Origin of the sequence: Campylobacter sp. RKI_CA19_01122 (assembly GCF_025771325.1) — a bacterium.
GTDB classification, from domain to species: domain Bacteria; phylum Campylobacterota; class Campylobacteria; order Campylobacterales; family Campylobacteraceae; genus Campylobacter_D; species Campylobacter_D lari_D.
Genome location: NZ_JAKMPZ010000005.1, coordinates 67,366 through 79,810, shown reverse-complemented (window position 1 = coordinate 79,810; position 12,445 = coordinate 67,366). Strand labels below are relative to the sequence as shown.

At 30.5% G+C, this 12,445-nt stretch carries 14 protein-coding genes and 1 pseudogene; 11 read left to right on the top strand and 4 right to left on the bottom strand.

Translation table 11 applies throughout. The features are described from left to right. The first annotated feature begins 92 nt into the window (after positions 1-92). Entirely contained in the window at positions 93-821 is a 729-nt protein-coding gene (gene dapB / locus L8U37_RS04030) for a 4-hydroxy-tetrahydrodipicolinate reductase (RefSeq protein ID WP_263661500.1), read from the top strand. Next, on the top strand, positions 822-2,162 hold the full coding sequence (purF, locus tag L8U37_RS04025) for an amidophosphoribosyltransferase (protein WP_133319503.1): 1,341 nt from the start codon (positions 822-824) through the stop codon (positions 2,160-2,162). It begins immediately after the preceding gene. Positions 2,163-2,165: 3 nt separating this feature from the next. On the opposite strand, the gene L8U37_RS04020 is transcribed toward purF, so the two are convergent. Genes L8U37_RS04020 through ilvE form a run of 4 tightly spaced genes read right to left on the bottom strand, consistent with a single transcriptional unit; the run spans position 2,166 to position 5,247 of the window. After that, entirely contained in the window at positions 2,166-2,654 is a 489-nt protein-coding gene (locus tag L8U37_RS04020) for a DUF2393 domain-containing protein (protein WP_259443337.1), read from the bottom strand. A gap of 41 nt (positions 2,655-2,695) precedes the next feature. Next, positions 2,696-3,232, bottom strand: a complete 537-nt coding sequence (locus tag L8U37_RS04015; RefSeq protein ID WP_133319505.1) for a DUF2393 family protein — start codon at positions 3,230-3,232, stop codon at positions 2,696-2,698. A gap of 17 nt (positions 3,233-3,249) precedes the next feature. After that, entirely contained in the window at positions 3,250-4,320 is a 1,071-nt protein-coding gene (locus L8U37_RS04010; RefSeq protein WP_263709215.1) for a prohibitin family protein, read from the bottom strand. 12 nt (positions 4,321-4,332) lie between these two features. After that, positions 4,333-5,247 carry a branched-chain-amino-acid transaminase gene (gene ilvE / locus L8U37_RS04005; protein WP_133319507.1) on the bottom strand — a complete coding sequence of 305 codons (915 nt, stop codon included), beginning with the start codon at positions 5,245-5,247 and terminating at the stop codon, positions 4,333-4,335. Between the two features lie 100 nt (positions 5,248-5,347). On the opposite strand from ilvE, the gene L8U37_RS04000 reads away from it, so the two are divergent. The 9 genes and pseudogenes from L8U37_RS04000 to L8U37_RS03960 all read left to right on the top strand — a co-directional run bounded on the left by L8U37_RS04000 (position 5,348) and on the right by L8U37_RS03960 (position 12,436). After that, entirely contained in the window at positions 5,348-5,554 is a 207-nt protein-coding gene (locus L8U37_RS04000) for a tautomerase family protein (protein ID WP_133319508.1), read from the top strand. Further along, positions 5,551-6,012, top strand: coding sequence for a thioredoxin-dependent thiol peroxidase (bcp, locus tag L8U37_RS03995; protein ID WP_263728653.1), 462 nt, complete (start codon positions 5,551-5,553; stop codon positions 6,010-6,012). The genes L8U37_RS04000 and bcp overlap by 4 nt, the downstream gene beginning before the upstream one ends. Next, the gene (locus tag L8U37_RS03990; protein WP_263728651.1) at positions 6,006-7,079 is read left to right on the top strand and encodes an epoxyqueuosine reductase QueH; all 1,074 of its coding nucleotides are present in this window, start codon (positions 6,006-6,008) and stop codon (positions 7,077-7,079) included. Before bcp ends, L8U37_RS03990 begins: the two co-directional genes overlap by 7 nt. 68 nt (positions 7,080-7,147) lie before the next feature. Next, positions 7,148-7,588: a 3-hydroxyacyl-ACP dehydratase FabZ gene (gene fabZ / locus L8U37_RS03985; RefSeq protein WP_263728649.1), complete on the top strand. Its 441-nt coding sequence runs from the start codon at positions 7,148-7,150 to the stop codon at positions 7,586-7,588. Continuing rightward, positions 7,588-8,379 carry an acyl-ACP--UDP-N-acetylglucosamine O-acyltransferase gene (gene lpxA / locus L8U37_RS03980; protein WP_263728680.1) on the top strand — a complete coding sequence of 264 codons (792 nt, stop codon included), beginning with the start codon at positions 7,588-7,590 and terminating at the stop codon, positions 8,377-8,379. The genes fabZ and lpxA overlap by 1 nt, the downstream gene beginning before the upstream one ends. Beyond that, positions 8,372-9,601, top strand: a complete 1,230-nt coding sequence (gene clpX, locus L8U37_RS03975; RefSeq protein ID WP_263728647.1) for an ATP-dependent Clp protease ATP-binding subunit ClpX — start codon at positions 8,372-8,374, stop codon at positions 9,599-9,601. The genes lpxA and clpX overlap by 8 nt, the downstream gene beginning before the upstream one ends. 2 nt (positions 9,602-9,603) lie before the next feature. Further along, on the top strand, positions 9,604-10,641 hold the full coding sequence (locus tag L8U37_RS03970; protein WP_012662095.1) for a rod shape-determining protein: 1,038 nt from the start codon (positions 9,604-9,606) through the stop codon (positions 10,639-10,641). Continuing rightward, positions 10,631-11,374 carry a rod shape-determining protein MreC gene (gene mreC, locus L8U37_RS03965; RefSeq protein WP_133319511.1) on the top strand — a complete coding sequence of 248 codons (744 nt, stop codon included), beginning with the start codon at positions 10,631-10,633 and terminating at the stop codon, positions 11,372-11,374. Before L8U37_RS03970 ends, mreC begins: the two co-directional genes overlap by 11 nt. Before the next feature lie 89 nt (positions 11,375-11,463). Further along, positions 11,464-12,436, top strand: a pseudogene (locus tag L8U37_RS03960) (catalase). Positions 12,437-12,445: the final 9 nt, after the last annotated feature.

The window sequence follows — 12,445 nt, the reverse complement described above, 5'->3', positions numbered from 1 at the left end:
AAACTTTTTGGAAACTTTTGCTCATGGTATGTAATATTGTATTAATTAACTTAGTGATACAATTTCTCACTGCAAATATAAAGGATAAATTTATGATATGTATAGGAATTCATGGGAGCAATGGTCGCATGGGTAAACAAATTGAAAATTGTTTACAAGATCAAAAAGATGTTAAAGCAAGTGCATTTTTTTATCAAGGATCAAGCTATGAAGAATTTTTTAACAAATGCGATGTAATAATTGATTTTTCTTCCCCGAAAGGTTGTGAGGATTTGTTGTTATACGCAAGAAGCAATCCTAAACCTTTAGTGATAGGTACTACAGGATTAGATGCTAAGCAAAATGAGTTAATGCAAAGTGCAAGCATTACTATGCCAATTCTTTATGCTACCAATATGTCTTTGGGTGTAGCTATTTTAAAAAAACTTTCATGTTTAGCAAGTGAAGCTTTAAGGGATTTTGATATAGAAATACTTGAAATGCACCATAATAAGAAAAAAGACGCTCCAAGTGGTACAGCTATGACTTTAGCACAAAATGTCGCTAAGGCTAGGAATTTAGATTTGGAAAAGGTTAGAGTAAGTGGTAGAGATGGGATTATTGGTCAAAGAAGTAAAGATGAAATCGCAGTGATGAGCTTAAGAGGTGGTGATATAGTGGGTTCTCATAGAGTTGGATTTTATAATGATGGTGAATTTATAGAATTAAATCATAGTGCTACTTCAAGAGCTACTTTTGCTATGGGGGCTATTAGATGTGCTAAATGGCTGGTTTCTCAAGAAAATGGCTTATATGATATAGACGATTGTTTAGGAATTTAAATGTGTGCGGTAGTTGGAGTAATTAATTCAAAAAATGCAAGCACGGTGGCTTATTATGCTTTATTTGCTATGCAACATCGTGGCCAAGAAGCAAGTGGAATTAGCGTGAGTGATGGTTTAAATATCAAAACTCATAAAGCTAAAGGTGAAGTAGGACAAATTTTTAATACTCAAATTTTAGCAGATTTAAAAGGTAGTATAGCTGTAGGCCATAATCGTTATTCTACCGCCGGAAATTCTTCTTTGCATGATGCACAGCCTGTTGCAGCTACTTGTTCTTTGGGTGATATTTCTTTAGTGCATAATGGAAATTTGATTAATAAAGAAGAAGTTAGAAAAGAGTTAATTGATAATGGAGCTATTTTTCATTCTAATATGGACACGGAAAATGTTGTACATTTAATAGCAAAAAGCAAAAAAGAAACTTTAAAAGATAGGTTTATAGAAAGTCTAATGCAAAGTAAGGGTGCATATTGCTTTATGTTAGCTAGTAAAAATCAACTTTTTGTGGTAAGAGATCCTTATGGGGTTAGACCTTTATCTTTGGGAAAATTAAAAGATGGTGGATATATTGTAGCGAGTGAAACTTGTGCTTTTGATTTGATAGAAGCTGAATTTATCCGCGATATAAAGCCCGGTGAAATGCTAGTTTTTACTCAAGGTAGTGATGAGTTTGAAAGCATTCAAGTTTTTGATAAAACAGATCCAAGAATTTGTGCATTTGAATATATTTATTTTGCTAGACCTGATAGTATTATAGAAGGTAAAAGTGTATATGAAGTGCGTAAAAAAATGGGTGAAGCCTTGGCTAAAAAATTTAAAGAAAAAGTAGATTTTGTAGTGCCTGTTCCTGATAGTGGAGTAAGTGCTGCTATAGGTTTTGCGCAATATTTAAAAATTCCACTTGAAATGGCCATAGTTAGAAATCACTATGTTGGAAGAACTTTCATAGAACCAACTCAAGAAATGAGAAATTTAAAAGTAAAACTGAAATTAAATCCTATGAAGAAAGTTTTAGAAGGCAAAGATATAGTGGTGATTGATGATAGTGTAGTAAGAGGAACAACTTCTAAAAAAATCATCACACTTTTAAGACAAGCAGGTGCTAGAAAAATTCATTTGGCTATAGCTTGCCCAGAAATCAAATTTCCTGATATTTATGGTATAGACACTCCAACTTTTGAAGAGTTAATTTCAGCTAATAAGAGTATTGAAGAGGTTAGAGAATATACAGGTGCAGATAGTTTGACTTTTTTAGATATTAATGAGCTAGTTTCAAGCATAGGCAATGAAAGAAAATATTCTTTGATTAGTTTTGATGGGGATTATTTTATTAAATAATCCTTATCTGCATTTTAATTGTTTAAAAATTTTATAACTTTGAAAATGAGGTGGCAATCCTACTTCAAAAGAAAAGTCTTTGTAGGTATGACCTGATAATTGATTTGCAATGTTAATATTATACGAAACATCTCTTTGTTGTTGATTTGCTTTTTTTATACTATCAAAATTTTGTTGATTAAAAATTTCTCCACTGATTTCATGCTTTTTATTATTATCAATAATTCTAAGTTCTAAAAAGCATTCTGAAATTTTAAAATTAGTATCGTTGGTTACTCTACCTTTTATAATAATACTTTCTGTAGCTAAGCGTCTGTAGGTTGAAAAATTACTCAAACTAGCTTTTTTTGTGTATTGATCTATAGTTAATAATAAAGAAATAGTTAAGATTGAGGCTAATATAAAACTTATTATGCAAAAAATTATCATATATTTTTTGTTTTGTATTTTTAAATAGAATAAAATCCAAGTAAGGAAAGTTGAAGCTAGCATAATAAAAATGATAAGAATATGAAAAAAAGTAAAATATCCCATTAAAAACACTTTGAATTAATTTTAATATCAAAATCTTGACCTTCATTAAAATCGGAAAATTTGGTTTTTAGATTAATAGTTTGGTTGGGACTTATTGTTTTTTCGATAGTGGTAGATTTACTTCTTAATGGTTTTAATAAATGTATTAAATTTTTAAAAGTATTATTTTCATCGCTTTTTCTAAATACTTCTACTTTTATTTTGCAAAATTTAAAACTTTTTTTAGAAGTATTTGTCAAGCTATAATCAACACTTAAAGAATTATCATATACAAAAAATTGAGCATTATCTAAGCTAGCTATTCTGGATCTAACTTTAGTATCAATTAAAAAATATCCCAAATACGCAATACTAAGTGAACATAAAATTCCTAAAAAAATTATAATAAAAGCAAAAGTAGGTTTGTTTCTAACAATCAAAGCAATAAATAAAGTGATAATGAAAAAGAATACAACTAAAGCCATTAACAAAAAATCGATCAAGTGCAAATGAGCTGTATAAAAGATCATTTGCTCTCGGATATGTTGAACATTCATTATCACTTCTTTATTTTTTAATTTGCTATTGAACTTGTTCTTTTATTATCTTTACTATCAACCCAAATATTTGGCACAGCTCCGCCTGGTGTTAAGAAAATTTTAGCATCTTTATTGACTTTAAGTGCTTCATTAAATTGCTTTTGGGTTTCAATTTGTTTTAAATCAAGTAAAGGATTATTTAAACTTTTTGCTATTTCTCTATTTGAATATGCTTGTGCATCAGCTTCAATTTTTACGGCACTTGCTCTACCTTTAGCACTAATAATAGTTGCATTTGCCTCCCCTTCAGCTAAAGCCGCTTTTTTAAGTGCTTCTTGGTTAGCTCTTTCAACTTCATATTTAGTTCTTTCAGCTTCTTGTTTAGCAATTTGTACTCTTTCGATTTGTTCTTTTACTTTTATAGGTAAGATAATTTCTCTAAGCTGAACTGCTTGAAGCTCAGCAGGCTCATTTGGTTGGCTTTCAATAGTTTTTCTAATACCCTGATCAATTTGCACCGCTATAGTATTACGATTTGTTGGAAGCTCTTCTGCGGTGTATTGACCTACAACATTTCTTACAACATCTCTTACTACTGGATCTATGATTTTATTTTCCCAATTAAGCCCCCATGTTGCGATAGTTTGAGGAACTTGTAAAGGATTTAATCTGTATTGAACGGTTACATCAATAGATACAGGCAAGCCTCTTGAATCAAGCACTGAAATACTATTTTTATTAACAACGCCTGATCCTATTTGTAAATTTTCATTTATTCCTTCGATTGAAGCATAGTTGATTTGTCTTACTCTAGTATCTACGATAGTGATTTTTTGCAGTATAGGCATAAAAAAATGAAGTCCTGGTTCAAGTGGGGTGGGGCTGTATTTACCTGTAGTGGATTTGATCCCCATTTCCCCTGAATTTACTATTGCAAAAGGTTTAAAAAGTGCAAAAACTAAAATAATCGCAATTGCACTATAAATTAATGGGGAAAATTTCCCAAAACCTTTGAAATTAAATTCTGGTGTTTTGAAGTTTAAATTTTGCTTATTGTTGTTTTGATTGTTTTTTTTATTAAAATAATCATTCAAATCAGCTGGCATTTAGTTCCTTTGTTAAATATAAGTTAGCATAGAAGCGTATTTTTCATTGCGTCCATAAACTATATCAAAATACGCATTTTGAAGCTTTGTCGTTAGCTCACCTCTTTTTCCATCTCCTATAATTCTTGCATCAATATTATTTATCGGAGTTATTTCTGCTGCAGTTCCTGTGAAAAATGCTTCATCAGCTACATAAACTTCATCTCTTGAAATTCTTTGACGCACTACACTTATGCCCAAATCATGTGCAATTTTTAAAACAGTATCTTGAGTGATACTTTTTAATGAAAAATCATTTGGCGGTGTGATTAGCTTATTATCTTTAATCATAAAAAAACACTCACCTGTTCCTTCTGCTACAAAACCTTCTTCATCGAGCATTAAGGCTTCCTCATATCCTGCTTCTATAGCTTCATATTTAGCCATTTGAGAATTTAAATAATTTGCACTTGCTTTTGCTTTACCTAAGCTAGATTTTACACTATTTCTAGCAAAAGAAGAAATTTTAACCTTAATACCTTTTTCTAAGCCTTCTTCGCCTAAATAAGCACCCCATTCCCAAGCAGCAATAGCTACCCTAACAGGAGCTTTAGCATGATAAACTCCCATAGTACCATCACCTAAAAAGATTAATGGTCGCAAATAGGTGTTATTTTGAAAATCATTTGCTCTTAAAAGTTCAACTTGTGCATTTTCAAGTTCTTCTTGAGAAAAAGGAGAATTAATTAAAGTAATTTTTGCAGACTCTAAAAGTCTTTTGGTGTGTTCTTTTAATCTAAAAATTGCTAAACCATTTTGTGTTTTATAAGCTCTTGTTCCTTCAAAAACTGCATTTGCATAATGTAATGAATGTGTTAAAACATGAATTTTTGCATCATCAAAATCAATGATTTTTCCATCCATCCAAATTTTTTTTGCCCTAATCATAACTAAGCCTTTTTGTTGAAAATAAAACTAATTTTATCAAAAATATACTAATAATTACTAGAATATAGTAAAATTATTATATTTGAAACAAGGAAAAATCATGCCAATTATAAATATCAAATTAGCTAAACCAGAATTTAGCAAAACACAAAAAGAAGAGTTAATAGCAGATATTACAGAACTTTTACATACAAAATACAACAAGCCAAAGCAAAATATAGTGATTATGTTAGAAGATATTGAGCCATATAATATTGCTTTTGGTGGCGAAAGTGTAGAAAAATTAAGATTGAAAGATAAAAAATGAAAGAATTGCAAATTGATGATAAAGCTCCTGTGTTTGAACTTTTAAATCAAGATGGAGTTAAAATTTCTTTAAGTGATTTCTTGGGTAAAAAAATTATTTTGTATTTTTATCCAAAAGATAACACCCCAGGTTGTACCACACAAGCTTGTGAATTTAGTCAAAGTTATGAGGATTTTTTAGAGCAAAATACTGTGATTATAGGTATTAGTCCAGATAGTGTTAAATCGCATGAAAATTTCATAAAAAAATATGATTTAAAACACACTTTATTAAGCGATAGTGAAAAAGAAATTTGTAAACTTTATGGTGCTTGGGGTTTAAAGAAAAATTATGGTAAAGAGTATGAGGGGCTTATAAGATCCACTTTTGTGATTGATGAAAATGGAAAAATCTCAAAAATTTATAAAAATGTAAAAGCTAAAGATCATGCTTTTAAGGTATTAAAAGAATTATGCTAGTGCATATTTGCTGTAGTGTGGATAGTCATTATTTTATACAAGAATTAAGCAAAACTTATCCTGATGAGAAAATTATAGGTTTTTTTTATGATCCAAATATTCATCCTTATAGTGAGTATGAACTTAGATTTTTAGATGTTAAGCGTAGTTGTGATAAATTGGGTATTAAGCTTTATAAAGGTGAATATGAGTATGAAAAATGGCTTGAGAGTGTAAAGGGTTATGAGGACGAGCCTGAAAAAGGCGCAAGATGTCAAATTTGTTTTGATTTTAGAATGCATAAAAGTGTTGAATTTGCTCGAAAAATTGGTGAAAAAAAACTTACAACAACCCTTTTAACATCCCCTAAAAAAGACTTAGAGCAGTTAAAATTAGCTTTACAAAAAGAATGCGATAAATTTGGTATAGAGTTTTTGGCACCTGATTTTAGAAAAAATGGAGGCACGCAAAGACAATTTGCCTTAGCTAAGCAAGATATGCTTTATCATCAAAATTATTGTGGGTGTATTTATGCACTTTCTAAACAAAAAGGCCAAAAAGCTTTTATAGATGAGCTTATGAGTCCTATAAATAAACAAATATTACCTTCAAGCATAGAAGAAAAGATAAAATTTTACAATCAAGTAAAAAATTTAGAAAAAAAAGGTGTTAAATTTGAAATTCAAAGAGAGAAATTTTTAAATTATCGCTTACTAAGAGCTTTGATAAAAGAAAACAAAAAAGCCATAAAAACTCATGTTTTATTTTATTCTCATTTTAAAAATTCTTACACTAAATTTAGTATTTTAGAAGAGGATTTAAAGTGCTATAAAAGCGTAAAGGATGAGATTAATTTATGGAGTTTTGATTATTTAAATAGTTTGTGCAAAATGCGATTTAAAAGTTTTGAAGATTTTTTACAAAATCCTTTAAAAATAGAGCAAGAAATCAAAATAAGGCAAAAGCATTTTGGCGCTTATGATCTTTCGCCGGTGATTATTGTTGAAAATATTATTAAAGGCGCTTATGAATTTATAGCAAAAAGTGAAATTTATTTTGATAGTAAAGAAAAGATTGTGAAGTTATAAAACTTAACTAGTTTGTTAATATTTTTTTTGTAAAATCTGAATTTTGAATATATTTTAAGGCTAAATTTATGATAGATGTAATGCAAATTCAAAAAATTTTACCACATAGGTATCCATTTTTACTTGTAGATAAAATCGTAGAATTAAAAAATAAAGAAATTGTTAGAGGTTATAAAAATATTAGCATAAGCGACCATGTTTTTATGGGGCATTTTCCAGATCATCCAATTTACCCGGGTGTGTTAATTTTAGAAGGTATGGCACAAACTGGAGGGGTTTTGGCATTTGAAAGTATGGATGATAAGGTAGATCCAAGCACTAAAGTAGTATATTTTACAGGCATTGATAATGCTAAATTTAGAAATCCAGTGCGTCCAGGTGATAGGCTTGATTATGAGATGAGTGTGGTAAAAAATCGTGGAAATATGTGGATTTTTCAAGGAAAAGCTTTTGTTGATGGACAATTGGTTGCAGAAGCTGAACTTAAAGCTATGATAGTAGATAAATGATGAGCAAAATTCATCCAAGTGCTGTTATAGAAGATGGAGCTATCATAGCAGATAGTGTTGTAGTAGAAGCCTATGCTTATGTTGGAAAAAATGCCAATATAGGTGCAAATACTATCATCAAACAAGGTGCAAGAATTTTACCTAATGTAAGCATAGGTGAAAATTCTAAAGTTTTTTCTTATGCCATAGTTGGAGATATTCCACAAGATATATCTTATAAAGATGAGATAAATTCAGGTGTTATTATAGGAAAAAATGCAGTTATTAGAGAATTTGTTACTATAAATTCAGGTACAGCTAAGGGTGATGGTTTTACAAGAATAGGCGATAATGCTTTTATAATGGCTTATTCTCATATTGCACATGATTGTTTGCTTGGAGATAATATTATTTTAGCAAATAATGCTACTTTAGCAGGTCATGTGGAACTTGGAGATTATACTGTGGTAGGTGGACTTACTCCAATACATCAGTTTGTTAAGGTAGGTGAGGGGTGTATGATAGCAGGTGCTAGTGCGCTTTCTCAAGATGTGGTGCCATTTTGCTTAGCTGAAGGAAATCGAGCAAGCATTAGAAGTTTAAATTTAGTAGGCATTAGAAGACGCTTTGATAAAGAAGAAGTGGATGTTTTAAGTAAGGCTTTTAAATTTTTATTCAGACAAGGAAATTTAAAAGATAATGCTTTAAGTTTGCTAGAAAATACTTCTAGTGAAAATGTGAAAAAAATGTGTAATTTTATCTTAGAAACAAAAAGAGGAATTCCTATATATAAGGAAAAAAGTCATGGTTAAAAGATGTAGTTTTTGCAATGAAATAGAAACAAGTGAAAGAAGAATTTTAGTAAATGATTATAATAATGCCTTTATATGTGAGTATTGTGCCGAAAGTGCTTGTAATATTTTCTTTGGAGAGGAAAAAGAATTAAAAAATAAAGAAGTTGATAAAGAAAATTTTAAAGATATTACTCCTAAGGAATTAAAAGCATATTTAGATAAATATGTTATCGGGCAAGATAGAGCTAAAAAAATCTTTAGTGTAGGGGTATATAATCACTACAAAAGGCTTTTTAGATCTGAATTAGAAGATGATGATACAGAATTAGCAAAATCAAATATTTTATTAGTAGGCCCAACGGGAAGTGGAAAAACTTTGTTGGCGCAAACTTTAGCTAGATTTTTAGATGTGCCTATTGCAATTTGCGATGCGACTTCTTTAACCGAAGCAGGTTATGTGGGAGAAGATGTTGAAAATATCCTTACTCGTCTTTTACAAGCTGCTGATGGAGATGTGCAAAGAGCACAAAAAGGGATTATATTTATCGATGAGATAGACAAAATCGCAAGAATGGGCGAAAATCGCTCTATTACAAGAGATGTAAGTGGTGAGGGCGTGCAACAAGCCTTACTCAAAATTATTGAAGGATCTTTGGTAAATATCCCACCAAAAGGCGGTAGAAAACACCCAAATCAAGATTTTATACAAATAGATACAACTAATATTTTATTTGTGTGTGGTGGGGCTTTTGATGGTATTAGTGATATTATTAAAAGAAAATTAGGCGATAATGTCATGGGCTTTTTTACTGATGATAAAAAAGATGAAAAAGAAGCTTTACTTCAAAGACTAGAGCCTGATGATTTGGTGCATTTTGGGCTTATTCCTGAACTTATAGGAAGATTGCATGTGCTTGCTTCTTTAGAAGAGCTTGATGAGGAAAGCATGGTGCGTATTTTAACTGAGCCAAAAAATGCCATTATTAAGCAATATCAAAAACTTTTTGCTATTGACAATGTGGAATTAAAATTTGAAGATGAAGCACTAAGAGAGATTGCTAAGCTTTCGCTAGAGCGTAAAACAGGCGCTAGAGGTTTAAGAAGTATTATTGAAGAAATGATGGTAGATTTGATGTTTGATTTGCCAGAGTATAATGGATATAGCATAGCAATTACTAAAGAAGTGATCAAAGAAGGTACAAAACCTTTATTTATAAAAAATAAAAAAGTTAAAGGCTGAGAATGATTTTAGATCAAATAATTGGATTTTTTTCAAGTGATATGGGGATTGACTTAGGTACTGCAAATACTTTAGTTTTGGTAAAAGATAAAGGTATAGTGATTGATGAACCTTCGGTTGTTGCGGTAGAGCGTGAAAGATATGGTAGGGTTAAAATTTTAGCTGTTGGAAAAGAAGCTAAGGAAATGGTAGGAAAAACCCCAGGTAATATCGAAGCAATCCGTCCTATGAAAGATGGTGTGATTGCTGATTTTGATATGACTGAAAAAATGATCCGTTATTTTATAGAAAAAACTCATAGAAGAAAATCTTTTTTAAGACCTAGAATTATCATTTCAGTTCCTTATGGTTTAACTCAAGTTGAAAGAAAGGCAGTTAGAGAAAGTGCGTTAAGTGCGGGTGCTAGAGAAGTATTTTTGATAGAAGAACCTATGGCAGCAGCTATTGGTGCAAATTTACCAATTAGAGAGCCTCAAGGGAGCTTGGTGGTAGATATTGGCGGTGGTACTACTGAAATTGGTGTTACTTCTTTGGGCGGTCTTGTGATTTCAAAATCTATCCGAACAGCTGGTGATAAGCTTGATACTAGTATAGTAAATTATGTAAAAGAAAAATACAATCTTGTCATAGGTGAAAGAACGGGCGAGGAAATCAAAATCGCAATAGGCTCAGCAGTTCAGCTTCCAAAAGAGCTTTCTATGGTAGTTAAAGGACGCGATCAAGTAACAGGATTGTTAAATAGAATAGAGTTAACAAGTGAAGATGTAAGAGAGGCTATGCGTGAGCATTTAAAAGAAATTGCTGATGCATTAAAAATCGTTCTTGAAATGATGCCGCCTGATCTTGCAGCTGATATTGTTGAAAATGGTGTTGTTTTAACAGGAGGCGGAGCTTTAATACGCGGTCTTGATAAATATTTATCTGAAATTGTAAAACTTCCAGTATATGTAGCTGATGAGCCACTTTTAGCAGTAGCAAAAGGCACAGGTAAAGCTTTGGAAGAAATTTCTTTATTGCACCAACTAACGAATGAAGAGTAAAATTCTTAGTGTTTTAATTTTATCTTTTTTAGTGTTTGTTTCGTTTTATTATGGAGATATAATAAAACGAAATGTTTTAGATTTAAATATTGCTATTGTTAATCAGTTTTCTCAAAGCATTAATCTTTTAAAAGATAAATTTAATGAGCATTTTAATCAAGCTCAAGAAATTAAAAAATTAAGAGAAAGAAATGCTGAGCTTGAAAAAAACAATATCTATATGAAAAACTTTGCCAATGAATTAAACAATATTTTAAGTGATAAAAATTCAAGTTTTTATTATCCTAATGTTAGTTTAGTTAAGGCAACTTCTTATGCTCAAATTAGCGATTATCATAAGGTTTGGCTTGATGTGGATTATAAAGGAAAAATTAAAGGCTTAATTTATAATGGCTATACAGCAGGCATAGTTATAGAAAAAAATGGTAGAGCTTTGGGACTTTTACAAGGTGATGAAGAGTGTATTTTTTCCGTATATATAGGTAAGGAACAAGCACCAGGTATAGCTCATGGTAGAAATGATTATGTTTTAGTTAAATATATTCCTAAATGGCTTGAACTTAAAATGGGCGATAAGGTTTATACAAGTGGCTTAGATGAGATTTTCTTTTCAGGAATTCCAGTAGGCGAAATTTTTAAAATAGAAGAAGAAGGCGCCTATCAAAATGCATATGTTAAACCTTATGTAAAAATGAAAGTACCAAGTTATTTTTATATGGTAGAAAATTTTTAATAAAAAGTTATTTATTTTAGTTGATATAAATTATTATTTACTATTAAATATTAGAATTATCTCCGAATTTTAAAAATTTAGGAGATTAAATGAAAAAATATATCAGTAGTTGTTTAGCTTTTTGCTGTTTAAGTGGTGCTATTTATGCAAATGAAGTGGAATATGATGCACAAAAAATAGCAGATATTTTTTTATCAACTTAATGCTGATCCTAAAAATCCAAAAGCAAAAGTTAATCATGCAAAAGGCTTTTGTGCTATGGGAACTTTTGAGCCAGCTTTGTCTATCAATAAAGAAGTTGATGTGCCTTTGTTAACACAAAAAAGTTTGCCAATCCAAGTAAGATATTCTTTGGGTGGAGCTTTTAAAGATGATAAAAGCAAAACAAGAGGTATGGCTATTAGAATTACTGATCCTAAAGATTCTGCTTCTTGGACTATGGTTATGCTAAATACAGAAATAAATTTCGCAAAAAATCCTAAAGAATTCGGTCAGTTTTTTGAAATGAGACTTCCTGTAAATGGTAAAGTCGATCAAGAAAAAATAAGCAAGATGATGCAAGAGGTTGATTCTTATAGAAATTTTGCTGCATATACTGATAAAATTGGCATTAGTAAAAGTGTAGCAAATACTCCATTTTTTAGTATTCATACTTTTTATTTTAAACAAGCAAACGGAGAAAACTATTTACCAGCAAGATGGAAATTAGTTCCAAGTGAAGGTGTGGCATATTTAAATGAAGCACAAATGAAAAGTGCGAGTAGTGATTTTTTAAAAGAAGATTTCCAAAATCGTGTAAAAGCTAATAAGCCGGTTGAGTATAAAATGTATTTAGTATATGCAAATAAAAATGATATTACCAATGAAACAACGGCTTTATGGAGTGGTAAGCACAAAGAAAGTCTAGTTGGGACTTTTAAGGTTAATGCCTTGAGCGATGAAGATTGTAATTTTGATGTATATTTTCCTTCGGATGTACCTCAAGGGGTTAATCCACCACAAGATCCTTTATTTGATGTAAGAAATGAAGCTTATGCTATAACTTTTGGTAAGCGTCAATAAAATTTAGCT